This is a genomic window from Streptomyces sp. NPDC053427 (genome assembly GCF_044544985.1).
GTDB lineage: Bacteria > Actinomycetota > Actinomycetes > Streptomycetales > Streptomycetaceae > Streptomyces.
In genome coordinates this window covers 192,125-216,127 of the sequence record NZ_JBITYA010000015.1, presented here as the reverse complement: position 1 = coordinate 216,127, position 24,003 = coordinate 192,125, and the positions used below count along the sequence as shown (strand labels likewise).

The following is a 24,003-nucleotide window of genomic DNA, read 5'->3' as shown; positions in this document are numbered from 1 at the left end:
GTCAGCGGCCCCTTCCGGTCGGCTCGTTGCCCGTCATCGTGACGAGGCGTCCCGGGTCCGCTCGTAGTGCCGCCGGGCCTTCATGCGGTTGCCGCACGTGGCCATCGAGCACCACCGGGCGGTGTTCGGCTTGCTGCGGTCGATCAGGAACAGCCGGCACGCGGGATTGGCGCACGGCCGCAGCCTGCCGGGGCCGGACGTCTTGAGAGCGCCCCACGCGAGCACGGCCCTGGCGGCGGCGGATCGCCCTTCGGGCAGGTCCAGGCTCCAGACGATGCCGTCACCTTCGACCGTCGGACGGCGGCCGGCACCGGCCACGAACGGCGCCACCGAGGCCGGGGGCCGCTCCCCGCGGACCACGGCCTGAAGCGCCGAACGCGCCTCCCGCACGGCACGCCACTCCTCGGCCGAGGCCGGCTGGTCGTGGGCGGCGAGCCAGCGCCGTCCGGCGTCGACGTCACCGAGTTCGTCGCGCGGCAGGCCCTCGACGACCGGCGTGGTGTTCAGCAGGTCCAGCAGCAGTTCTTCGTCCGTCGGTGACGCAGCCGTCAATCTAACCTCCAAAGGTACCTTGACAGGTTAACCCAAGGAGGGTGAAAGGCCTAACTGGTGAAAGTACTTATCGGGGTTAGACGGTGCGGCCCCGGTCGGCGGCCGGTCCGGTCCATCACTGGGCGTGGCGGGCGGGGCGGAGCTTCCATGAGGAGTGAGGGCCGCTCACGCCCATCGACCTCCCGGCCTGCGCGCGCAGAGGAATGAGCCATGGACACCACGAACGACACCCTCCACGCCGACGTCCTCGTCATCGGCTTCGGCAAGGGCGGCAAGGTCGTGGCCGCGACGATGGGCGGGCTCGGCAAGCGCGTCGTCCTCGTCGAGCAGTCCGCGCACATGTACGGCGGCACCTGTCCCAACGTCGGCTGCGTACCGACCAAGGCACTCGTCCACCGCTCCGGCAAACGCCGCCCCCAGGACCCGCCGCAGGAGTGGTACGAGCGCTCCGTGCAGGAGACCCAGGCCCTCACCAAGCTGTTCCGCGGCGGCAATTACGACGCGCTCAACGGCATGGACACCGTCACGGTCCTCACCGGCCACGGCCGGTTCCTCGACCCCCACACCGTCGCCGTGGACACCGGCACCGGCCAGGTCACCGTCACGGGCGAGGCCATCCTGATCAACACCGGCTCCCAGCCGGTCGTCCCCCGCATTCCGGGGCTGCGGGAGAGCGCGTACCTCGTCACCAGCACCGAGCTGATCGAGTCGACCGTCCTGCCGGACCGCCTGGCCATCGTCGGCGGCGGCTACCTCGGCATCGAGTTCGCCGCGATCTACGGCGGATTCGGCTCGCAGGTCACCATGTTCGAGGCCGCCCCGAAGATCCTCGGCCACCAGGACGACGACATCGCCGCGGCGGCGGTGAAGATCCTCACCGACGACGGCATCGAGATCGTCGCGGGCGCTGAGGTGACCGAAGTCCGCGACGGGGAGACCGGCGCGACCCTCACCTATGAGACGGACGGCGTGCGCCACACCGTCGAAGCCGACGCGGTCCTCGTCGCCGCCGGCCGCGCCCCCGCCACCCAGGACCTCGGCCTCGATGCCGCCGGCGTCGCCATTACCGAGCGCGGAGCCGTCCAGGTCGACGCCTACCTGCGCACCAGCCGGCCGCACATCTACGCCCTCGGCGACGTCAACGGCGGACCGCAGTTCACCTACATCTCCCTCGACGACAGCCGCATCGTGCTCGACCAGCTCACCGGCGAAGGCAAGCGCTCGACCGATGACCGGGTGGCGATCCCCCACACCCTTTTCATGACCCCGCCGCTGGCGACCGTCGGACTCACCGAGAAGCAGGCCCGCGCGGCCGGACGCCGGGTGAAGATCGGCAGCCAGGCCGTCGCCGACATCGTGGCCATGCCGCGCGCCTACATCGTCGAGGAGACCCGCGGGATGATGAAGTTCGTCATGGACGCCGACACCGACGAGATCCTCGGCGCCGCCCTGCTCAGCGTCGACGCGCAGGAACTCGTCAACACCGTCGCACTCGCCATGCGACACGGCATCAAGGCGGCCGACCTGCGCAGCGCCGTCTACACCCACCCCAGCTCCACCGAGGCGTTCAACGACGTCATCGCCGCCGTCGTCCGCACCGACGAACCGCGGACGGCCGGCGTGTAGGCCGCCCGGTGCGCCGCCCGCCACGCGGCGGCCGCTCACTGCGGGGCCGCGCCGTCCCCGCGCATCGAGTTGCTGCGGCCAGGAGACCTGCGCAAGGTGGAGAGGGGGACGGCATCGCCCACCGCGTCCCTCCAGGGCAACCGTCCGGCCGGTGTCGGTCACCGCGTACCGGGGAGCCGCCCGAGGCCATGGAGCGGAGGGATCATGGGGACGACGGGAACCTCCCGGCCGGGTGCGGCGGCGTGGCCGCAGTTGCGCGTGGCCGACTGGACCGAGACCCGCGAGACGCTGCACATGTGGACGCAGATGGTCGGCAAGGTCCGGCTGGCGCATGCCCCGCTGGTCAACCACTGGTGGCAGGTGACCTTCTACGTCAGCCCGCGGGGACTGACCACCTCCGCCATTCCGCACGGCGCGGGCGTCTTCGACATCGAATTCGACTTCCTCGACCACGCGCTGAATCTGCGCACCAGTGACGGCGGCGCCCGCCGCATCACGTTGGAGTCCATGCCGGTGGCCGACTTCGGCACCCGTTTCCTGCGGGCCCTGGAGGAACTGGGCGTCCCCACCACCATCCAGGGGCATCCGAACGAGGTCGAGCCGGCGATCCCGTTCGCGGAGGACTACCGGCACCACACCTACGACCCGGCCGCGGCGCAGCTCTTCTGGCGCCAACTCCTGCAGGCCAACCGGGTGTTCGGGGAATTCCGCGCACACTTCGCCGGCAAGGTCAGCCCCGTCCACTTCTTCTGGGGCGCCATGGACCTGGCGTGCACCCGGTTCTCCGGGCGCGGTGCCCCGCGACACCCCGGAGGCGCACCCAACTGCGGTGACTGGGTCATGGTGGAGGGCTACTCGCGCGAGCTGAGCAGTTGCGGGTTCTGGCCGGGCGGCGGGGACGAAGGGGCCTTCTACTCCTACGCCTACCCCGAACCGGAGGGCTTCGCGGACAGCCCGGTCGCGCCCTCCGAGGCGTTCTACAGCCAGGAGAACGGCCAGTTCCTGCTGCCGTACGAAGCGGTGCGCCGCTCCGGCGACCCGGACCGGACGCTCTCCGGCTTCCTGCACAGCACCTATGAGGCGGCCGCCGAGCGGGCCGGATGGGACCGGGCATCGCTCGAGGTCGACCCCGCGCGCTGGAGTTCGGGCCCGGTCGGCGCGGAGACGAAGGGATGACCCGATGACGCATCACGACGACTGGCCGACACCCACCGAGGGGCTGGTGCTGACGCACTTCCTGACCGTGCGGGACGTCGCGACATCGCGGCGCTTCTACGCGGACGTCTTCGGCGGTGAGGTGGTGCTGGCGGAGAACCCCTGCATCGTGAAGATCGCCAATGGCTGGATCATCATGAACCCGGGCGGTGGCCCCACCCCCGACAAGCCGGACGTCACCCTCACCGCCCCCGAACCGGGCGACCCCGTCTCCTCCTTCCTCAACGTACGGGTGGCCGACATCGCGGCCTTCTACGAGCAGGCCGTGGCCAAGGGCGCGCAGTTCCTCACCGAGCCCCTCGACCGCAAGGCCGAACTCCGCTGCTACCTCCGCGATCCGGACGGCCACCTGATCGAGGTCGGACAGGCCACCGGCATGCTGAAGGGCGTCTTCGCGGACCGCGCCGGTCCGCCCGGACAGGAGGCATGAGCGCGCGGCGGTCGGCGGCCCGTGTCGGCGTCCCATGCCGGGATGCACCCCTCACCGCCGTACCGGCCGCCGCGGTCCGTCACAGCATGACGTGCTTGACCTGCGTGTAGTCGAGCAGCCCGGCGAGCGAGAGGTCGCTGCCGTAGCCGGAGTGGCGTACGCCGCCGTGCGGCATCTCCGACACCGTCGTGCCGTGGGTGTTGACCCAGACGATGCCGGTGTGCAGCGCGCGGCTGGCGCGCATGGCGCGGTCGTGGTCGCGGGTCCAGACGCTCGCGGCGAGTCCCTGGGGCACGTCGTTCGCCATCCGGAGGGCCTCGGACTCGTCGGCGAACGGCTGGACGGTGACGACCGGGCCGAACACCTCGCTCTGGACGATCTCGTCCTTCTGCTGCGCCCCCGCGACCACCGTGGCCTCGTGGAAGTAGCCCGGACGGGTGGGGGACGCGCCGCCGGTGACGATCTCGGCGTGGTCCGGCAGACGTCGCAACAGGCCCTGCACGGAGGCGAGTTGGGCGGCACTGGCGAGTGGGCCGAAGGCGGCGTGGGCGTCGTCGGGGGCGCCGGGCAGGCGTTCCGCGGCCCGGTCGGCGAAGGCGGCCACGAAGGCGTCGTGGATCCGGTGATGGACCAGGATCCTGGTGGCGGCCGTGCAGTCCTGGCCCGCGTTGTAGAAGGCCAGCGACGACAACTGCTCGACCGTGTCGTCGAGATCGGCGTCGTCGTGGACCAGCACCGGTGCGTTGCCGCCCAGTTCGAGGTGGAGCCGCTTGAGGTCGGCGGCCGCCGCGGCGGCGATCTCCTGTCCGGCGCGGACGCTGCCGGTGACGGCCACCAGCCGGACAAGGGGGTGGGTGACGAGGCAGCGCCCGGTGTCGCGGTCGCCGCAGACGACGTTGAGCACGCCGGGCGGCAGGTGCTCGGCGGCCAGCCGGGCGAGGAGCACGGCCGACGACGGCGTGCTGTCGGACGGTTTGAGGACGACGGTGTTGCCGGCGGCGAGCGCGGGGGCGATCTTCCACACGGCCATCATCAGCGGGTAGTTCCACGGCGTGATCTGGGCGCAGACGCCGACCGGCTCCCGCCGCAGGACGGAGGTGCGGCCCGGCGTGTACTCGGCGGCGGCGGTGCCCGGCAGGTTCCGGGCGGCTCCGGCGAAGTACCGCAGCACGTCGACGATCGCGGGCAGCTCGTCCGCCAGGAACAGCGCGCGCGGCTTGCCCGTGTCGGCCACCTCGGCGCTGGCCAGCGCGTACGCCTCCCACTCCAGGGCGTCGGCGAGGCGCAGCAGCGCGGCCTGCCGTTCCCCCGGGGCCGTGGCCGACCAGCCGGGAAAGGCGTCCTGCGCCGCCCGGCAGGCCGCGTCCACGTCCTCGGGGCCGGAGAGCGGGGCCGAGCCGTGGGGGAGTCCGGTGGCCGGGTCGACCAGCGACAGGGTGGCGCCGGAGGCGGCCGCGACTTCCTTGGCGCCGATGTGGTTGAGGACGGACCTCAGGCGTTCGGTGTCAGCCACGGCGCAGTGCCTCCTCGGCGGCGGCGCGGCCGGTGCGGACGGCGCCTTCCATGTAGCCGGCGACCCACTGGTCGGAGCCGCAGACGTAGAACGGCGGTTCGTGGGTGCCGTGCAGCGGGCCGACGGCCATGACCTCGCCCGGCGGCCACTGGGTGACATAGCCCTGCGTCCATGGGTCGGTGCCCCACAGCCGCAGGTGGCAGGCGGTCGGCCGGTGTGCCTCGTCGCCGAACATGGCGGCCATCTCGGCAAGCAGCTCGGGGGTGCGCAGGTGGGGCGGGGTGCCGAGCAGGACGCCGTAGCGCTCGGGCGGTATCAGCGCCGACAGGATGCCCTCGCTCTGCGGCCAGGTGCTGCCCAGCACCCCCTCGGACTCGGACAGGCCGTTGAGTCCGTCGGCGCGCCAGAAGGGCCGGTCGTAGACGGCGGCGAACTTCGCGGCCGCTGCATGGCGCTGCCGGTGCAGCGAGGCGAGCCGGGCCTCGCTCACGCCGCTGACGGCGACGGCCCGCAGGGGACCCACGGGAAGGGCGCTCACCACGGCCCCGGCGGTGAACACCTCGCCGGTGACCAGGCGCACCGCGCAGCGGCCGGGGCGGATGTCCAGGGCGGCGACGGGGGAGCCGAGCCGGATGCGCGGGCCCAGCTCGCGGCCCATGACCTCGGCGAGCGTCGCCGATCCCGCCGCCAGCCGCAGCCCCTCCCAGTCGTCGTAGTCGTAGTCGCCGGTGCCCGAGCCGGGGACCGCCGCGCTCTTGCGCAGCGCCGCCAGCAGCGAGATCCGCTCGTAGGAGCCGCCGGCCAGGGCGAGTTGACCGATGTCCCACAGGCGGACCACGGCGGGCGTGGCATGCCGGGAGCGCAGCCAGTCGGCCACGGACAGCCGGTCCAGGGCGGTCGCGTCCGGGTGCGACCAGGGGGCGTCGGGATCGACGCCGGCGGCCAGGTCGGTGTATTCCGCGCCGAGCCGCTCGTGCAGGGCCGCGTCGCCGGGGCCGAACCAGTGCGGGGGATCGCCGGCCGAGCGGCCCTCCGGCGTGGCACGGGTGAGGCGGCCGGGTTCGGCGACATAGCTGGGGACCAGGTCGAGGCCGAGTTCCTCGGCGAGTCGAAGGTAGGCGGTGTGCCCGCGGCCGACCACCTCACCGCCCAGCTGGACGGTGCGGCCGTCGGGCGTACGGGTCTGCTCGACCCGGCCGCCGACGCGGTCCCGGGCCTCCAGGACGAGCACGTCGGTGCCGGCGGCCGCCAGGTCCCGGGCGGCGGCGAGCCCGGCCAGCCCGGCGCCGAGCACGATCACGTCGTGATGCATCAGCTTCGCTTTCGTCGGTACGGGGGTTCGGGTGCGGGCGTCAGGCCAGGACCAGGCAGTGCTCGGGGAGCCAGCCGAACTCCACCGTCTCGCCGCCGCTCCAGCGGTCCTCCATGCGCGCGCGGGCCGTGTTCTGCTCCAGGACGGACAGCGTGACGCCGGGGGCGAGTTCGATGAGGTAGGTCGTGGTCGGGCCGCTGTAGACGGTTTCGCGGATGACGCCGCGCAGCATCGACATGCCCGGTTCGAAGTCGGACAGCCAGATCTTCTCGGGGCGCACGGACACACTGACGGCGGTGCCGTCCGCGATGCCGGTACGGGGGCCGACGGGCAGGGCCGGACCCTTCTCCAGCGCCACCGCACCGTCCCGGTAGGTGCCGGTCATCAGGTTGGAGGTGCCCATGAAGGAGGCGACGAAGCGGCTGGCGGGGTGTTCGTAGATGTCCTCGGGGGTGCCGCACTGCTCGATGCGCCCCGCGTTCATCACGGCGATCCGGTCGGACATGGTCAGCGCCTCGTCCTGGTCGTGGGTGACGAAGACGAAGGTGATGCCCACCTCGCGCTGGATCTGCTTCAGCTCCACCTGCATCTGCTTGCGCAGCTTCAGGTCGAGGGCGGCCAGCGGCTCGTCGAGGAGCAGGACGGCCGGACGGTTGACGAGCGCGCGGGCAAGGGCGACGCGCTGGCGCTGGCCGCCGGAGAGGGTACGGGGCTTGCGGTCGGCGAGACCGGCGAGCTGGACCAGCTCCAGCATCTCGCCGACCCGCAGCCGCCTCTCGGCCTTGCCGACGCCCTTGCGCTTGAGGCCGAAGGCCACGTTGTCGGCGACGCTCAGATGGTCGAACAGCGCGTAACTCTGGAAGACGGTGTTGACGTTGCGCCGGTTCGGCGGCAGCGCGGTCACGTCCTCACCGGCGAGCAGCACCGAACCTTCGGTGGGGTCGCTGAACCCGCCGATCATGCGCAGCGAGGTGGTCTTGCCGCAGCCGGAGGGGCCCAGCAGGGAGAAGAAGTGTCCGGCCTCGATGTCGAGGTCGAGGCGGTGGACGGCGTAGGAGTCCGCGAACTGCTTGGAGACGCCGTCGAGCCGGACTGCGGGGGTCGCGTCCATGGGGTCACTCTCCGGAGAGGATGTCGAGGCCGCCGCGGCGGCCGAAGAGGCGCGGGATGAACAGGGCCAGGGCGATCAGGGCGATGGATCCCGCGAGCATCAGCGTGCCGACCGCGTTGATGGTGGGCTGTACGCCGAAGCGGATCGCCGAGTAGATCCGTACCGACAGCGGCTGGGGGTCGACGCCGGTGGTGAAGTAGGCGAGGACGAAGTCGTCGAAGACGAGCGCGAAGATCAGTACGGCGGAGGCGAGCACGGCGGGCAACAGGGCCGGCAGGGTCACCAGGCGCACCGCTTGCCAGCGGGTGGCGCCGAGGTCCATCGCGGCCTCCTCCACCTCCGGGTTCAGCGCGGCGACCCGGGACCGCAGGACGACCGTGACGTAGGAGATCGAGAAGGTGATCTCGGCGAGCATCACCGTGCCGGTGGACAGGGTCACACCCAGGCCCTTGAACAGCAGCATCGACGCGACGCCCGTGACGATCTCCGGCGTGATCAGCGGCACCAGCATGATCAGGCCGGCCAGCGAGCCGAGCCGGGTGCGGCTGCGGACCAGGCCCAGCGCGAGCGCCACCCCGAGGACGAGGGAACCGGCCATCGCCACCAGGGAGATCCGCAGGCTGGTGCTCAGCGACGAGATGATGAGGTCGTCGTGGACGAACGCGTGGTACCAGCGCAGGCTGAACCCGCCGAACACGGTCAGGGACTTCTTGGAGTTGAAGGAGAACAGGGCCACCACGGCGATGGGCAGGTAGAGCAGCGCGAAGAAGAGCGCGGTGACGGCGATGAGGATCCGGGGCCTGCGGTCGGTACGGCCGCGCCGCGCGCGCTTCCGGGTGGCCGGACGGGCCGGGGCGGTGGTGGCGGACTCGCGCAGCAGGGTCATCGGCGGGCCTCCGCCTCGTCCTTGCGGGTGCGTCGCAGATAGCCGAACATCCCGATCAGCAGGACCAGCATCAGCAGCATGGTGAGTGCGGAGCCCAGCGGCCAGTTCTGGCCCTGGAAGAACTTGTCCTGGATGAGATTGCCGATCATGATCTGGTCCGGGCCTCCCATGAGCTGTGCGCTGACGAAGTCGCCCATGGCGGGCAGGAAGACCAGGACGAGTCCGGCCGCCGCGCCCTGCCGGGTTGCGGGCAGGGTGACGAAGAAGAAGGTGCGGATCGGGCCGCCGTACAGGTCGCGGCCGGCCTCGATGAGGGAGACGTCCAGCCGTTCCAGGGCCGCGTACAGCGGGATGATCATGAAGACGACGAAGCCGTAGACGAGTCCCGCGACCACGCCGACGCCGGTGTTGAGGATCTTCGTGCCCGCGTCGGCCAGTCCCACCGCGCGCAGCGCGCGCAGCACGGGCCCGTCGTCGGAGAGCACCACCGACCAGCCGTACATCCGCACCAGGTAGTTGGCGAAGAACGGCACCACGATCGCGGCGATCAGCGCGTGTTTGTAGCGTCCGCCGTGCAGGGCGATGGTGTACGCCACCGGGTAGGCGATCAGCAGGCTGATCGCGCAGGTCAGCAGGGCGTAGCCGAGGGATCGTGCCAGGACGTCGGTGTAGGCGGAGTCGGCGAGGGCACGCACGCCGGACAGGTCGAAGCCGAAGCGCGGGTTGCCGAGCTCGTCGGTGGTGCCGACCGAGAGGACGGCGACCAGCGCCAGTGAGGCGATCAGGAAGCCGGTCATCCACAGGGTGCCAGGCAGCATCAACCAGGTCCACATGCGGGTGCCGGTGGCGTCCGGGCCGCGGCGGCGGGTGCGCGAGGAGCGACGGAGCAGTGGCATGTCAGCCCGCCTTCACATGGGTCCAGGCGGTGTCGCGGGCGTTCTCCACCGCGCGGCTGCCGTTGCGGAAGAACAGGTCCGCCTTCAGGTCGTCCTGGGTGACGAGACACTCGGGGAAGGGTTTGACCACGTCCGCGTAGACCTTCTCGTAGCCCGCCACCGGCATCGGGTAGCCGATGTACTCGATGTTCTTCTTCACGTTCTCCGGCCGCAGCATGTAGTCGATGAACAGCATCGCGGTGCCGGGGTGGGGGGCGTTCCAGGGGATGGCGTAGCAGTCGGAGTTGATCGGCGCGCCCTTCTTGGGAGCCTGGAAGCCGAACACGGAAGGGTCCTTGGCCTGGTTGAGCATGGCGGCCATGTCGCCGCTCCACGCCTGCGTCATGAGCGCGTTGCCGTTGAGGAGGTTGTTGTAGCTGTCGCTGGAGAAGCCGCGCAGCCGCGGTCGCAGGGTGCCCAGCAGGGAGGTGATGCGGTCGAGGTCGCCGGAGTCCCCGGTGCTGACGTCCAGCCCGAGTTCGAGGGCGCCCATGCCGAGGACCTCGTCCCGGTCGTCGAGCAGGAAGACCTTGCCCCGGGCCTTGTCGCTCCACAGGTCCTTCCAGGAGTCGGTCAGCTCGCCGATCCGGTCGCGGCGCCAGCCGATGCCGGTCTTGTACGCGGTGAAGGGGACGGTGTGCGCGGAACCGGGGTCGTACCAGGGGTCGGCGAAGTAGGTGTACGTGCCGAACACGGCGTGCGCATGGGCGAGTCGGGAGTGGTCGATGCGGCGCAGCCGGCCGCCGCGGACCAGGCGCTGGGCCCACTTGGCGGTGGGGAAGATGATGTCGTAGCGGTTCCCGGCGTTGAGCTTGGCGACCATGCCTTCCATCGAGTCGAAGTTCGACTGGATGACCTTGACGCCGTACTCCTTCTCGAAGCCCCTGAATACGGACGGGTCGACGTAGTCGGCCCAGTTGAAATAGACGAGATCGCCGTCGACGCGCGGCCGGACCGGGGCGAGGGCCTTGGCGTCGGGTGCTTTCGCGGGCATGAACCCACAGCCACCGGCCGCGGCGCCGAGCAGGCCGAAGGCGCCTGCCCGCAGCACGGCGCGTCGGGTCGGTGGGGGTACCTCGGGGGACATGGAGCGTCCTCTCCGTCGAGGAACGGCACAAGTCCAGGGCGGGACCGGTTGGTCGGCTCACGGAGGCCCTGACTCCGTAGTGAAGACCGGTCTGGGGAGGGTGCGAGCGCGCGTCAGCGGGCGCGGGATAAGCCCGACGGAAGGCGTACGGCGGGCGAGTGCGGCGCGGCGGCCGCGCGGGAGGCCGTCACTGTGCGTCCCCCTCCAGGTCGTCCCGGACCCGGCGGGCGAACCAGCCGACGGCGGCCTCGCGAGCGGAGAGCGGACCCGGCTCGAAGCCGGGCGTACGCAGTCCGGCCTGCACGCGCTCCACCAGCTCGGCGTCCTCGTCGTTGGTGACCCAGCCGATGTGGATGTTCAGCCGCCGGGCCAGCCGGGTGCGGACGCTCTCCCCGTGCCGGGTGTAGAAGGCGCCGGGGATCGCCGCCCGGTCCTGGGCGGTGGGCAGGGCGGTCCACGCGAGCACGTGGTCAGGGTAGAAGTCGATGAGGGTGTTGGGATAGATCACGGCGTAGCGCCATACGCGCCGGTCGGCCTCGGTCAGCCCCGGCATGGGGGTCGCCAGCCGCTGGTAGAGCCGCTCGGTCCAGTTCGAGGACGGCTTGTCGCGCAGCGGGGACTCGAAAAGAACGTAGTTCTCCTGCACGTCCACCGTGTACGCCTGGTAGTCCAGCAGCCGCATGAGCGCGGGGTGGGCCACGGGGACGTGGTAGCCCTCGAGATAGTTGTCGACGATCACCTTCCAGTTGGCGTTCTGCTCCTCGCCGCCCTTGAGGTCGTGGATGCGGTACTTGCCGACGGGTACCAGGCCGGGCCCGGCATAGTGGCCGACGGCCTCGGCGAGCCCGGCGCAGCTCTCCGCGAGCGGCACGGCGTCGAGATCGAGGTTGGCGAAGACGAAGCCGAGGAAGGACTCCACCTTGACCGGGTGCAGCCCCAGGCGGGGCTTGTCCAGGCAGGGGATCCGGCGGGCCTCGGGGGCGCCGACGAGCCGTCCGTCCAGCTTGTAGGTCCAGCCGTGGTACGGGCAGCGGATGGCCTTGCCCGACGACTCGGGGGCGGCCACCAGGCGGGTGCCGCGGTGCCGGCAGACGTTGAGGTGGGCGGCGAGGTCGCCGTCCTCGGTACGGACGACCAGCACCTCCCGGCCGGCTACCGAGCCGACCAGCCGTGCGCCGGGGCCGGGGAGGTCGGATTCGTGGCAGACGAGCTGCCAGGACTTGGCGAAGATGCGCTCGGTCTCGGCCTCGGCGACGGTCGGGTCGGTGTAGTAGTGCGCGGGCAGCGCTTCCCCGGGGTGCTCGGAGGACGGCTCCGGCGGGGCAGGGGAGTGGGCGGCTGCCCGGGTGGTCGAGGGGTGCATGGAGTCCTCCTCCGCGCCGCGGCGGCGGCGATGGGCGGTGAGGCTGTACGCGGAACGGGCGGCGGCAGGTGTGCCGTCTGCGGCTTCCGGACCTGCCGGGATCCCGGCTGACTAATTGGTTAGTCAGACTGCGCCCGCCGTGGAGTCAAGTCAAGACTTGTGGGCTGACTAATTAGTTAGTTAGTCTCCTGGTAGGCGGATGGCCCGGGCCCGCAGACGGTCGCCCAGGCGCATTCCGTAAGCCCGCGGACACCGTCCGCACCCCACCGGGCGGCCGGATCCGGCCGCCCCCGGTCCGGCAGGTGTCGGCCCAGACGGGCCCCGCACACCGATCCGGACACCCTCCGTCCACGCCGTGCACGGCCCCGGCCGGGCACCCCGCACAGCTCCCCGCCCCTCTCCTCACGGCGCCGGAGCCTCCCCGTCCACGCCATCGCCGCGCCACGCCGTTCTCCGGACCACCCGGAGACGGTGCGCTCCCGGAGGCACGCATGAGCGCTCGTCGAAGTCTGGTATGGCTCGGCCTCACCCCCGAGCCCGAACAGGAACTGCCCGTTGTGGTGGCTGCCCTGCGGGCCCCGGCGGACGACCGCCCGCCGTCGGCGCTCGTCGCCGCCGAGCGGCACCGCGTCGAGCGGCTGGTGCTGCGCGGCACGCAACGCCGCTGGCTGCGCTACCTCGGCGAGGTCACCACCCTCGTCGTCGAGGCCGCGGCGGGATCCGCGACCGCCGACCCGCGGCCCGCCCTGGTGGCCGGCGAGGTCGTCCTCGACCACCACCGCATGCTGATCGGCCTGCCCGGGGCCGGTTACGCGCGCACCGCCGTGCAACGGCGCGATCTGGAACGGGCGTTGGCGCGCCTCAGAGCCCGCCGTGCCCCCGCCCCCATCGGCCACTCCGAGCCCAGGAGCACCGTATGACCGGCGTGTTCTCGCTCCTCCCCGAAGGACGGCACGGCCTGCTCGCCCCAGCGTCCGCCGGTGGCGAGGACCTCTCCCCCTACCTCGCCGCCGACGGCTACGCCCCCCTGCCGGTGCCCGACCGGCTGCTCGACCGGATCGCCACGGCGGGACTGCGTGGCCGGGGCGGGGCCGGATTCCCCGCCGCCGTCAAGCTGCGCACCGTACGCGATGCACCGGGTCGGCCCGTCGTCGTCGCCAACGGCGAGGAGGGCGAGCCGGGTTCCGTCAAGGACCGCTGGCTGCTGCGTCACCGACCGCACACGGTCCTGGACGGCCTCAGGCTGGCCGCCGCCATGACCGGCGCCGACCGCGGCTTCGTGTACCTCTCCGATGCCCCGGCCGAGCACGCCGTCCGCCAGGCGCTCGCCGAACGCCCCCCGGACCTGCCCGTCGACGTCGTACGGGTGGAGCACGCCTACGTAGCGGGGGAGGAGACCGCGGCCGTACGGCGCATCGACGGCGGCCCGGCCCTGCCCCGGGCGAAGCCACCCCGTCCGTTCGAGAGCGGCGTCGGTGGCGCGCCCACCCTCGTCGCCAACGTGGAGACGCTGGCCCGTGTCGCGCTGATGCACGCGCGTCCCGACGATGCGGCACTCGTCGCCGGTACGCATCTGGTGACGCTCGCGGGCCCCGGGACCGGTGGCACCGCGCTGGTCGAGGTGCCCGCCGGTACGCAGTTGAAGGTCCTCGCCGACCTGGGCGGGCACGGCGGGGCCGAAGGGGTCCTGCTGGGCGGGCTGTTCGGCGGCCTGTACGGCGCGGGCTGGACGGACCTTCCGCTCGACCAGGACCGTCTGAACGCGGCCGGTGGCGCGCTCGGCTGCGGAGCGCTGCACTTCCTGCACCCGCAGGACTGCCCGGTCGGCGTGGCCGCCGAAGCCGCGGCCTATCTGGCGGCGCAGAGTGCCCGGCAATGCGGGGTGTGCGTCTCCGGCACCGGGGCGCTGGCCGGAACGCTCGCCACCGTCGCACACGGTGAGGCGGGCGACGACACGGCCGACCAACTGCGCCGCTGGTCACGGCAGTTGCCCGGCCGCGGTGCCTGCGGACTGCTCGACGCCGCCGCCCGCATCGTCGCCACCCTCCTCGCCCACTTCCCCGACCGGGTCGACGCCCACCGCGGCGCCACCTGCCCCGCGTGCGCGGACGCGGCACCCGGCAGCGGCCGCCGCTTCACGGTGCCGGTGCCCTGACCCACCCCACCCCGCCGACCGAACCCCGCGCACTGAAAGGACCGCCATGAAACTCCTGCTGGACTCCACCCGCTGCCAGGGCTACGGCCTCTGCCAGGAACCCGCGCCCGAACTGATCGACCTCGACGAGTGGGGCTACGCGCAGGTGCGCGGCAACGACGTCCCGCAAGGCGGCGAGGAAGCCGCCGCGGACGCCGTGGCCGCCTGCCCCAACTCCGCCCTGCGGGTGGTGAAGTGACATGGGACGCGACCTGTCCGCCCTCTTCGACCCCGTCTCCGTCGCCGTCGTCGGAGCCAGCGACGACCCGGCCAAGTACGGCCACGCCATCGCCGCGCAGGCCGTCCGCGCGAACGGCCGCCGCCCCGTCCACCTGGTCAACCGCCGCGGCGGCACGGTGCTCGGCCGGCCTGCCGCGCCCAGCCTGAGCGCGCTCGGCGAGCCCGTCGACCTGGCGGTGGTCTCCGTGCCCGCCGCCGGCTTCGAGGACGCCGTCGACGAGGCCCTGCGGTGCGGGGCCAGGGCGATCGTCGCGATCACCGCGGGATTCGCCGAGACCGGCGACGCGGGGCGGGCACGCCAGCAGGCCGTCGCCGAACGTGTACGTGCCGCGGGCGCCGTGCTGGTCGGGCCCAACTGCCTGGGGCTGGCCGACAACACCACCGACCTCTTCCTGGCCTCCGACACCTTCACCCCCGGCGGCGTCGCGCTCCTGAGCCAGAGCGGCAACCTCGCCCTCGAACTCCAGCTCCGCTTCGCCCCGCACGGCCTCGGCTTCTCCCGCTTCGTCTCGCTCGGCAACCAGGCCGACGTCACCCTCGTTGACCTGCTCGCCGACTGCGCCCGGCACGAGGGCACCCGCGCCATCGCGGTCTACGCGGAGGACTTCGGCGACGGACGCGCCTTCGCCGAGGCGGCCGCCGACGCCGGGAAACCCGTGGTGCTGCTCACCGCCGGCCGCGGCGACGCCTCCGCCCGCAGCGCCCAGTCGCACACCGGGGCGCTGACCACCTCCGCCGACGTGGTGACCGCGGCCTGCCGCGACGCCGGTGTGGAACTGGTCGCCACGCCCCGCGAACTCGCCGTCGCGCTGGCCGCGTTGAACGGCCGGCGCCGGGCGGCCGGCCGCCGGGTCGCCGTGCTCACGGACGGCGGCGGACACGGCGTCGTCGCCGCCGACGCCGTCGAGGCCGCCGGGCTGACCGTGCCCGAACTCCGGGAGCCCACCCGCCTGCGGCTGCGCGAGGCCCTGTGGGAGCAGTCGGCCGTCGCCAACCCGGTGGACCTCGCCGGAAGGGGCGAGCAGGACCCCGGCTCGTACGCGGAGAGCGTCGCCGCGCTGCTGGCGGCCCCGGAAGTGGACGCCGTTCTGATGACCGGCTACTTCGGCGGCTACGCGGCGGCCGACGGCGGTCTCGGAGGAGGAGGAAGGGCGCTCGCGGAGGGCGAACTGGCCGCGGCGCGCCGCATCGCGGCCCGTCACCGTGCCATCGCCAAACCCCTGGTGGTGCAGTCGATGTACCCCCACTCCCCGAGCTGCCGCACCCTCCGGGACGCCGGCATACCGGTCTTCGACGCCACCGAGGACGCCGCCCGCGCGCTCTCCGCCGCGGCACCCCGCGCACTGCGCACCGGCGTCACGCCCCTGCCCCCGCCCGCGCCACCGCTGCGCGCGAGCGGCTACATGGAGACCCGCGGGGCCCTCGAAGCGGCCGGACTCGCCTTTCCCGCCGCCCGCGAGATCCACGACGAGGCCGAACTGCGCGCCGCGACCGAGGAGTTCACCGGGCCCTACGTCCTCAAGGCCCTGCATCTGCTGCACAAGTCCGACGCGGGAGGCGTCGCACTGGGCCTGGCCGGACCCGACGAACTGCTCGCCGCCTTCCGGGAGATGCACGCCCGGCTCGGCGCCGCCGCCTACTCCGTGGAGGCCATGGCGGACCTCACCGACGGCATCGAGCTGATCGTCGGCGTCAACCGGGACCCGCGGTTCGGTCCGGTCGCCATGGTGGGCCTCGGCGGAGTGCTGGCCGAGGCGCTGCACGACGTCGCCTTCACCCTGGCCCCCGTGCCCGCCGGCCGCGCCCTGCATCTGCTGCGCGGGCTGCGCACCGCCGCCCTGCTCGACGGAGTGCGCGGCAGACCCCCGGTCGATGTCGTGGCGGCCGCGGCGGCCGTCGAGACGATCACCGCGTTCGCCGCCGCCCACCCGGAGATCGCCGAGATCGAGGTCAACCCCCTTCTCGTACGCCCCGACGGCGTCCTCGCCCTCGACTCCCGCGCCGTACTCGCCTGACCCTTCCCGCCCGCCGTCCCACGACCGAAGAGGCCACCATGGACATGCGCTACACCCCCGAGCAGGCCGACCTGAAGCGCCGCGCCGCCGACTACGCACGGCTGCTGATGCGTTACGAGGACCAGTCCGAGCAGGCCGGCGGACCCCTCCCGCAGCGGCTCGTGACCGAACTGACCCGGGCCGCCATGGACGCCGGGGTCTACGCCATCAACATGCCCGCCGAGTGGGGCGGGGCCGGCCTCAGCCTCCTCGACCAGGTCATCGTCGAGGAGGAGTTCGGCAAGGTCACCAACTGCCTGTGGGACATCCCCTGGCGGCCCGCCAACGTCCTGGCCCAGGGCGACGAGCGGCAGCGTGAGAAGTACCTGCTCCCCGTGATCCGCGCCGAGAAGTTCGACGCGTTCGCCGTCACCGAGCCCGGCGCGGGGTCCGACCCCTCCTCCGGCACCTCCACGGCCACCCGCACCGACGGCGGCTGGCTGCTCAACGGCGAGAAGTGGTTCGTCACCTGCGGCGACATCGCCGACTTCCTGCTGGTGCAGGCGGACGCGGGCCCCGACCGGCTGCCCACGCTCTTCTTCGTGGACAAGGCCGCGCCCGGAGTCGAGATGACCCGCGTGCCCCACTTCATGCACTCCGCCGTCAACGGGCACCCCGAGTTCACCTTCACCGACGTCTTCGTGGCCGACGAGGACGTGCTCGGCGGCGTCGGCAACGGCTACGAGCTGACCAAGGAATGGTTCACCGACGAGCGCCTGATGATCGCGGCCCGCACGGTCGGCGCCGCCGAGCGCGCCCTGCAACTCGCCCGTGACTGGGCCGTGGAGCGGGAGCAGTTCGGCGCCCCGATCGCCTCCTTCCAGCTGATCCAGGGCATGCTCGCCGACTGCGCCGTCGACATCGCCGTCAACCGGGCCTACACCCACCAGGTCGCCTGGGAGGCCGACCAGCCGGGCACCGACCGCAAGACCCTGCACGCCAAGGCCTCCACCGCCAAGCTCGCCGCCAGCGAGGCCGCCGGCCGGGTCGCCGACCGCTGTCTGCAGATCTTCGGCGGCCGCGGCTACGACCGCACCTACCCCGTCGAGCGCATGTACCGCGAGCTGCGCGTCGACCGGATCTGGGAGGGCACCTCCGAGATCCAGCGGCTGATCATCGCCAACGAACTCATCAAGCGCGGCACCCGCGCCCTGGCCCTCCCCACGCACTGAACCCCCCTTTCGCCACCACGCAGCGAGGATTTCCATGGACTTCCGTCTCACCCCGCGCCAGTCACAGCTCAAGGCCGACGCGCGCGCCCTCACCGACCTCATCGCCGGCTACGAGATCGAGTGCGAGGAGAACAACGGCCTGCCCGCGAGCGCCCATGCCACGATCCGCGACGCGGTCCTGGACGCCGGACTCCAGGCCGTCAACATGCCCGCCGAATGGGGCGGCGCCGGCCTCACCATCGCCGAACAGGTCACCGTGCAGGAGGAGTTGGGGCGCCTCACCGGTGCCCTGTGGGACATGGTGTGGCGGCCCGCCAACGCCCTCCGGTTCTGCACGCCCGAGCAGCGCGAGCGCTTCCTCGTCCCGGTGATCAAGGGAGCGCGGCGCGACTGCTACGCCGTCACCGAGCCCGGCGCCGGATCGGACCCGCAGAACCTCGCCACCACCGCGACCAGGAACGACCGGGGCTGGGTGCTCAACGGCGAGAAGTGGTTCGTGACCGTCGGCGACCACGCCGACTTCATGATCGTGCTCGCCGCGGCCGGCCCGGAGCGCGCACCGACGCTGTTCCTCGTCGACAAGGACACCCCCGGCATCGAGATGACGCGCGTCCCGCGCTGGATGCACACCTTCGTCTACGAGCACCCCGAGTTCACCTTCACCGACGTCCAGGTCGGCGAGGACGCCGTGCTCGGCGGCATCGGCGAGGGATACGACATCACCCGCTCCTGGTTCACCGAGGAGCGGCTGATGATCGCGGCCCGCACCACCGGCGCGGCCGAACGGGCCCTGGAGCTGGCCCGTGACTGGGCCGTGGAGCGGGAGCAGTTCGGCGCCCCGATCGCCTCGTACCAGCTGATCCAGGGCATGCTCGCGGACTCGGCCGTCGACATCGCCGTCAACCGGGCCTACACCCACCAGGTCGCGTGGGAGATCGACCAGGCCCCGGCCGAGGACCGCAAGACGCTGCACGCCAAGGCGGCCATCGCCAAGCTCTCGGCCAGCGAGGCCTCGGGCCGGGTGATCGACCGGTGCCTGCAGATCCACGGCGGCCGCGGCTACGACCGTTCCTACGCCGTCGAACGGCTCTACCGCGAGCTGCGCGTGGACCGGATCTGGGAGGGCACCTCCGAGATCCAGCGGCTGATCATCGCCAACGAACTCATCAAGCGCGGTACGGACGTCCTGGACCTGCCCGTCGCATGACGCCCGGCGGCCGGGGCCCGCCACGCGCGCCCCGGCCGGCCGTAGCCGGTACCGGCCGGATACCGGACGACTCGACAGGATCGGAGAGGAAGACGGATGAGCGACATCGAGCGTGTAGGGGTCGTGGGCTGCGGCCTGATGGGCGCCGGGATCGCCGAGGTCTGCGCACGCGCCGACCTGCCGGTAACGGTGGTGGAACGCGACGCGGAGGCGGCCCGCGCGGGCCTACGGCGCATCACCCGCTCGCTCGACCGCGCCGCCGCCCACGGCAAGCTCAGCGCCGAGCGGCGCGAGGCCGCCTCGGCCCTGATCACCGTGGTCGACCAGATGGAGGCCCTGCACGACCACGACCTGGTGATCGAGGCGGTAGCAGAGGACGAGGGCCTGAAACTCGACGTCTTCACCCGCCTCGACGCCCTCGTCACCGGCGAACGCACCCTCCTTGCGACCAACACCTCCTCCATCCCGGTCATCCGGCTCGCCGCCGCGACCGGCCGCCCCGATCGCGTCGTCGGCGTGCACTTCTTCAACCCCGTACCGGTCCTGCGACTCGTCGAACTCGTCCCGTCGCTGCTCACCTCGCCCACCACCGCGGCCCGGGCCGAGAACTTTGTGACCACCGCCCTCGGCAAGGAGGTGGTCCGCACCCGGGACAAGGCCGGGTTCGTGGTCAATGCGCTGCTCGTCCCGTACCTCCTGGCCGCCATCCGCATGGTGGAGTCGGGCAGTTCGACCGTCGAGGACATCGACCGGGGCATGGTCCTCGGCTGCGCGCACCCGCTCGGTCCGCTGGCCCTGGCGGACCTGATCGGCCTGGACACCACGCGGGCCATCGCCGAGTCGCTGTACGCGGAGTTCCGCGAGCCCCAGTACTCGCCGCCGCCCCTGTTGTCCCGGATGGTGGAGGCCGGCCTGCTGGGGCGGAAGTCCGGGCAGGGCTTCCACGCGTACGACAGCCGGCCGGAGCGCGAGGGGGTGACACCGGGGCGTCGGCGGTGAGGGAAGATGGTCACGGCGTACGCCCACCGAACGACGGGAGCCGCAGGGTGTCCAGCAAGGCGCGCACGGCAGACACGCGCGAGCGCATCCTGACCGCGGCGTGCGAGGTCATCGCCGACATCGGCTTCGAGAAGATCCGCATGCGCATGGTCGCCGAGCGGGCCGGCGTGTCGACGGCGCTGCTGCACTACCACTTCGACACGCGCGAGAAGCTGTTCACCGAGGCGATGACGCATTCCTTCGCCAACACCGCCGTGGACGTCGAACGCGACGCGGGGACGGCGCCGGCGGCGGTCATCCTGGCCCGCATCCTGCGCAACCTGCTGCCGTCCGACGCCCAACTGCTCCAGGACTGGCGACTGTGGCAGGAGCTGTGGGTCCGGGCGCTGCGCGACGAGACCACCCGCGTCTTCGCCGTGGACCTGTACGCGCAACTGCACGCCTGGGTGTCCGGCGCGGTACGGCGCGGTATCGCCTCGGGTGAGTTCACACCGACCGACGTGGACGCCCTCAGCACGCTCGTCCTGTCCCTGAGCGACGGCTACGGCATCCGCCTCATGCTGCGCGATCCGACGGTCACCCTGGACACGACGCTCACCTCCATCTGGCGCCATGTGTCCGCGGCGCTCGGCCTGCCGGACGCCCTGCCGACGGACTGAGCTCCCGGTGTGCCGGCGGTCCCTGGTGTACCGGCGGTTCCTGGTGTACCGGCGGTGCCCGGGCCCCGGGCACCGTGTGGTGGGGGACGTCTCAGGCGCGTGGGGGTTCCAGGGTCGCGGGAGTCGGCCCGTCGGGGCGGACGACGATGCCGTAGGCCGCCTTCGCGGGGGTGGAAGGGAACGCCACGGTGTGGGACGGCAGGAGGTGTTCGAGGAGGACGGTCGCTTCGCGGAGCGCGAACTGCACACCGAGGCAGGCGCGGGGGCCGATGCCGAAGGGGAGGTAGGCGCCGGGGTGGGTGGGGCGGCCGTCCGGAACGGTGAAGCGTTGGGGGGCGAAGGACTCCGGGTCCGGCCACAGCTGGGGGTCGCGGTGCGTGAGGTAGGGGCAGACCAGGATGTCGGTGCCCGCCTTGACGGCGTAGCCGGCGAGGGTGTCGTCCTCGGCGGCGTGGCGGGGCAGGAGCCAGGCGGGCGGATAGAGCCGGAGCGTCTCATGGATCAGTGCCTGGACGGCCTGACGGCGCTGCGTCGATCCTTCGTCGCCGGCGGCCAGCGCCCGCTCGCGGGCGGCGGGATACCGGTCGAGGAGCAGATAGAGCCAGGTCAGGGTGGTGGCGGTGGTCTCGTGCCCGGCGACGAGCAACGTGACCAGCTCGTCGCGGATCAGCCGGTCGGTGTACTCGGGGTGCTCGGAGCTCCCGTCCACCAAGAGGTGCACCAGGCCCGGGCCGTCGGGACCGGCCGCCCCGCTCCGGGCGGCCTCGACGGCGCGCCGGGCGACCGCGTCGATCCGGGCGAGGTCGGCGGCAACGGCGTCCTGGGCGTCGGAGGCATCGGCCGGCAGAGTCGGAAGGGCGGCCATCACGGCTGCCACGGAGGCCAGTTCGCGCTCGGTTGCCTCGTCCAGGGGGTGACCGGTGAGCGAGCGCCAGATGGTGTCCAGGGCAAAGCGGTGCATCTCCCGCCCGACATCGAAGGTCCGCCCCGTACGGGCGTACTCCGACCAGCGTCCGGCGGTGGTCCGGGCGGCCTCGGTGATTCGGTGTTCGTAGCGGCGCATCCCGGTGCCGGTGAACTGGGATTGCAGCAGGCGGCGTTGCCGCTTCCACGCCGCGCCGGTGGCGGCGACGATGCCGTCGCCGATCAGCAGGCGGGCGCGGTGGGAGCGCTTGACGTAACGGTCCGGGTGATGGGCGAGTACGTGCTGGACCGCCTGCGGGTCGGTGACCAGGACGGTGGGGTCAGGTCCGAGGCGGAACGCTCCGATACCGCCGACCTGCTCGCGCACCTGGGCCAGCAGATCGACCAGTTCACCCCCGCCGGAATGCCACCGCTCCACGAGTGCGGGCTCGGCTTCGGGGACCGGGCGGTCCGTCCCGGGAACGCGCGGGAGGGGGCCGAGGCCGGCGTCGGTGACCACAGTTGTCTCCTGGTGAACCGGTGGACTTGGCGCCTGACGGAGCGCAGGCAGCACGTACTGTACGAGAACAGGCACGTACGGTGACAGCCCGCCCGGAGCCCCTGGGCCGCGCTGCTCGTCCGGGACACGCTGCCCGTCGTCGAGGTCGCCTCGGAGACCCGTGCCGACACCGACCGGGTGGGGAACGCAGGCGCTCCGTGGAGTACGGGCCGGTCAGGACGGGGCGCCAACCAGGACTTCCACCTTGCCGGTGTCGAGTGAGTAGTAGGCGCCGACCACGGCAAGGGCGCGCTTTTTCACGAGCGGGGCGAGGTCCTGATTGGAACGCAGGTCGTTCGCGGTCAAGGTGACCTGGGCGCGGGTCATGGTGTCGACGGGGTCGGCGCCGCCTTTCCGGGCTGCCTCGGCGTAGGCCGGCTGCAGCGCCTTGACGATCGCCTGGAGGTTCCCGGGCAGCGGCTTGTCGTCACGGAGGGACTCGTACGCCGCCTTGACGGCGCCGCAGCGCTGATGTCCGAGGACCACGATGAGCGGGGTGGCACTCGTCAACGGCCCGTACTCGACGGAACCGGTGACCACCGGGCCGACCGCCTCGCCGCCCGTGCGCATCACATAGAGGTCACCCAGCCCGGTGTCGAAGAGGAGTTCAGGCGGCACTCGGGAGTCGATGCACGAGAGGACCGCCCCGAACGGCTCCTGCGCCTGGGCCACGAACTGACGCCGGTCCGGGTCCCGGTCGGGGTGCTGTAGATCTCCGCTCACCCAGCGCCTGTTGCCGTCCATCAGTCGCGCGAACGCCGCGGCGGGCGTGGTCGGGCGTCCGGTCGGCGAAGCGCCGGTCGTCGACGGGCCCGCCGTCGACGGGCCGGGCGTCGACGAGGCGGCCGTCTTCGCCGAGCACCCCGACAGCGCGGCCGTGGCACCCGCAAATCCACAGGCGAGAAAAGCTCTACGGTCCGGGCGTCCTGCTCCATCCATCGGTCGTTCCCCTCGGTACTGCTCAGACGCGGCTGTCTGCCTGTCCGTCCTGACCAGGCGATTCTTCAGCGCGGGGTGGGAGCCCGGGCAGCAGGCGCAAGCGGGGGCGGGCCACATTGCCACCGACGGCCCACAGAGTCCGGCCCGGGCGGCGCTCGGCGATGTCGGGGGGAGGATCCCCGCCGACGCGGCGACGAGGGGGCGTTGTCAGTGGTCCGTCCTACGCTGGTCGGTACACCAGTCATGACGGGACATCACGCAACAGGGGAGCTTCCATGACGACCTTGCCCGATCGGCCGAACACCGCGCTGCTCGTCATCGACGTCCAGAAGGGGGTGATGGCCGGCACCCACAACCGCGACGGCGTCCTCGCGAACATCGCCACCCTGGTCGACCGGGCTCGCGCGCGGGCGGTGCCCGTGATCTGGGTGCAGCACTCCAGCGACGAGCTCAAGCGGGACAGCGAGAGCTGGCAGTACGTCCCGGATCTGGTCCGCCAGGATGCGGAGCCCCTCGTCCACAAGACCTACGGCGACTCCTTCGAGGACACCGAGTTGGAGGCGCTGCTCGCCGAGCGTGGCGTGGGCCGGCTGGTTGTCACCGGCGCGCAGACCGACGGATGCATCCGCTCCACCCTCCACGGCGGCATGGTCCGCGGGTACGACGTCACGCTGGTCGGCGATGCCCACACGACGGAGGACTTCACCGAGTACGGCGCGCCGGCCCCGGACAAGGTGATCGCCCATACCAACCTCTACTGGCAGTGGCAGAGCGCTCCGGGGCGCCGCGGGGGGACCGTCGACACGGCGGAGGTGACCTTCTCGGCGGAAGACGAACGCTGACGCCGCACGTGCGCCGGGGCGTATGGCAGTGGCCGCCTCTGTGGTCGGGGCCGATGAGCAGAGTGAGTTGGAGCGCCGAGGAGATGCGGGAAGCGCGTACGTTGGACGTGCTGCGGTCGGAGAACGATGTGCTGCCCGTGTGGTTGCGCGAGCAGCAGTCGCGGTTCGCGGCGTGGGTGCAGGAGATCGGTTGTCCCTGGCTGGT

The 24,003-nt window shown here is 72.2% G+C and carries 22 protein-coding genes; 12 read left to right on the top strand and 10 right to left on the bottom strand.

The features are described from left to right. Window positions 1-33: 33 nt before the first annotated feature. The gene (locus ACIGWZ_RS35110) at window positions 34-552 is read right to left on the bottom strand and encodes a CGNR zinc finger domain-containing protein (RefSeq protein WP_400071299.1); all 519 of its coding nucleotides are present in this window, start codon (window positions 550-552) and stop codon (window positions 34-36) included. Window positions 553-762: 210 nt separating this feature from the next. Here ACIGWZ_RS35110 and ACIGWZ_RS35105 point away from each other — a divergent pair, with 210 nt between their 5' ends. The 3 genes from ACIGWZ_RS35105 (at window position 763) to ACIGWZ_RS35095 (ending at window position 3,823) form a co-directional block, all read left to right on the top strand. After that, window positions 763-2,178, top strand: a complete 1,416-nt coding sequence (locus tag ACIGWZ_RS35105; RefSeq protein ID WP_400071298.1) for an FAD-dependent oxidoreductase — start codon at window positions 763-765, stop codon at window positions 2,176-2,178. 204 nt (window positions 2,179-2,382) lie between these two features. Further along, a complete protein-coding gene (locus ACIGWZ_RS35100) occupies window positions 2,383-3,354 on the top strand; it encodes a DUF5996 family protein (RefSeq protein ID WP_400071296.1) in 972 nt (323 codons plus the stop codon). A 4-nt stretch (window positions 3,355-3,358) separates the two neighbouring features. Then, window positions 3,359-3,823, top strand: coding sequence for a VOC family protein (locus tag ACIGWZ_RS35095; RefSeq protein ID WP_400071294.1), 465 nt, complete (start codon window positions 3,359-3,361; stop codon window positions 3,821-3,823). Window positions 3,824-3,902: 79 nt separating this feature from the next. Here the strand turns inward: ACIGWZ_RS35095 and ACIGWZ_RS35090 are convergent, their stop codons facing one another. The 7 genes from ACIGWZ_RS35090 to ACIGWZ_RS35060 form a co-directional block, all read right to left on the bottom strand. After that, window positions 3,903-5,336 (bottom strand): aminobutyraldehyde dehydrogenase, encoded by a 1,434-nt coding sequence (locus ACIGWZ_RS35090; protein ID WP_400071292.1) that lies wholly within the window; start codon window positions 5,334-5,336, stop codon window positions 3,903-3,905. Then, complete coding sequence (locus ACIGWZ_RS35085) at window positions 5,329-6,648, bottom strand: flavin monoamine oxidase family protein (protein WP_400071291.1); 1,320 nt, start codon at window positions 6,646-6,648, stop codon at window positions 5,329-5,331. Before ACIGWZ_RS35085 ends, ACIGWZ_RS35090 begins: the two co-directional genes overlap by 8 nt. A gap of 40 nt (window positions 6,649-6,688) precedes the next feature. Next, entirely contained in the window at window positions 6,689-7,759 is a 1,071-nt protein-coding gene (locus tag ACIGWZ_RS35080) for an ABC transporter ATP-binding protein (protein WP_400071289.1), read from the bottom strand. A gap of 4 nt (window positions 7,760-7,763) precedes the next feature. Further along, a complete protein-coding gene (locus ACIGWZ_RS35075; protein ID WP_400071287.1) occupies window positions 7,764-8,645 on the bottom strand; it encodes an ABC transporter permease in 882 nt (293 codons plus the stop codon). Continuing rightward, window positions 8,642-9,541, bottom strand: coding sequence for an ABC transporter permease (locus tag ACIGWZ_RS35070; protein ID WP_400071285.1), 900 nt, complete (start codon window positions 9,539-9,541; stop codon window positions 8,642-8,644). Before ACIGWZ_RS35070 ends, ACIGWZ_RS35075 begins: the two co-directional genes overlap by 4 nt. A gap of 1 nt (window position 9,542) precedes the next feature. After that, window positions 9,543-10,667 carry a spermidine/putrescine ABC transporter substrate-binding protein gene (locus tag ACIGWZ_RS35065; protein ID WP_400071283.1) on the bottom strand — a complete coding sequence of 375 codons (1,125 nt, stop codon included), beginning with the start codon at window positions 10,665-10,667 and terminating at the stop codon, window positions 9,543-9,545. A gap of 187 nt (window positions 10,668-10,854) precedes the next feature. Beyond that, window positions 10,855-12,030 carry an aromatic ring-hydroxylating dioxygenase subunit alpha gene (locus ACIGWZ_RS35060; RefSeq protein WP_400071281.1) on the bottom strand — a complete coding sequence of 392 codons (1,176 nt, stop codon included), beginning with the start codon at window positions 12,028-12,030 and terminating at the stop codon, window positions 10,855-10,857. Window positions 12,031-12,521: 491 nt separating this feature from the next. Between ACIGWZ_RS35060 and ACIGWZ_RS35055 the strand changes: the two genes are divergently transcribed. From ACIGWZ_RS35055 to ACIGWZ_RS35020, 8 genes are all read left to right on the top strand, one after another. After that, window positions 12,522-12,950, top strand: a complete 429-nt coding sequence (locus ACIGWZ_RS35055; protein WP_400071279.1) for a hypothetical protein — start codon at window positions 12,522-12,524, stop codon at window positions 12,948-12,950. Next, the gene (locus ACIGWZ_RS35050) at window positions 12,947-14,185 is read left to right on the top strand and encodes an NADH-ubiquinone oxidoreductase-F iron-sulfur binding region domain-containing protein (RefSeq protein WP_400071277.1); all 1,239 of its coding nucleotides are present in this window, start codon (window positions 12,947-12,949) and stop codon (window positions 14,183-14,185) included. The genes ACIGWZ_RS35055 and ACIGWZ_RS35050 overlap by 4 nt, the downstream gene beginning before the upstream one ends. Window positions 14,186-14,231: 46 nt before the next feature. Further along, window positions 14,232-14,423, top strand: coding sequence for a ferredoxin (locus ACIGWZ_RS35045; RefSeq protein WP_400071275.1), 192 nt, complete (start codon window positions 14,232-14,234; stop codon window positions 14,421-14,423). Between the two features lies 1 nt (window position 14,424). Continuing rightward, the gene (locus ACIGWZ_RS35040) at window positions 14,425-16,479 is read left to right on the top strand and encodes an acetate--CoA ligase family protein (protein ID WP_400071273.1); all 2,055 of its coding nucleotides are present in this window, start codon (window positions 14,425-14,427) and stop codon (window positions 16,477-16,479) included. A 38-nt stretch (window positions 16,480-16,517) separates the two neighbouring features. Further along, complete coding sequence (locus tag ACIGWZ_RS35035; protein WP_400071271.1) at window positions 16,518-17,690, top strand: acyl-CoA dehydrogenase family protein; 1,173 nt, start codon at window positions 16,518-16,520, stop codon at window positions 17,688-17,690. 34 nt (window positions 17,691-17,724) lie between these two features. Continuing rightward, window positions 17,725-18,897: an acyl-CoA dehydrogenase family protein gene (locus tag ACIGWZ_RS35030; RefSeq protein ID WP_400071270.1), complete on the top strand. Its 1,173-nt coding sequence runs from the start codon at window positions 17,725-17,727 to the stop codon at window positions 18,895-18,897. Window positions 18,898-18,993: 96 nt separating this feature from the next. Then, window positions 18,994-19,896 carry a 3-hydroxybutyryl-CoA dehydrogenase gene (locus ACIGWZ_RS35025; RefSeq protein ID WP_400071268.1) on the top strand — a complete coding sequence of 301 codons (903 nt, stop codon included), beginning with the start codon at window positions 18,994-18,996 and terminating at the stop codon, window positions 19,894-19,896. A 47-nt stretch (window positions 19,897-19,943) separates the two neighbouring features. Beyond that, complete coding sequence (locus ACIGWZ_RS35020; protein WP_400071266.1) at window positions 19,944-20,555, top strand: TetR/AcrR family transcriptional regulator; 612 nt, start codon at window positions 19,944-19,946, stop codon at window positions 20,553-20,555. A 91-nt stretch (window positions 20,556-20,646) separates the two neighbouring features. Here the strand turns inward: ACIGWZ_RS35020 and ACIGWZ_RS35015 are convergent, their stop codons facing one another. Beyond that, on the bottom strand, window positions 20,647-21,978 hold the full coding sequence (locus tag ACIGWZ_RS35015; RefSeq protein ID WP_400071264.1) for a cytochrome P450: 1,332 nt from the start codon (window positions 21,976-21,978) through the stop codon (window positions 20,647-20,649). 213 nt (window positions 21,979-22,191) lie between these two features. Continuing rightward, window positions 22,192-22,956, bottom strand: a complete 765-nt coding sequence (locus ACIGWZ_RS35010) for a carbonic anhydrase (RefSeq protein ID WP_400071261.1) — start codon at window positions 22,954-22,956, stop codon at window positions 22,192-22,194. A 275-nt stretch (window positions 22,957-23,231) separates the two neighbouring features. Between ACIGWZ_RS35010 and ACIGWZ_RS35005 the strand changes: the two genes are divergently transcribed. Continuing rightward, complete coding sequence (locus ACIGWZ_RS35005) at window positions 23,232-23,798, top strand: isochorismatase family protein (protein WP_400071259.1); 567 nt, start codon at window positions 23,232-23,234, stop codon at window positions 23,796-23,798. Window positions 23,799-24,003: the final 205 nt, after the last annotated feature.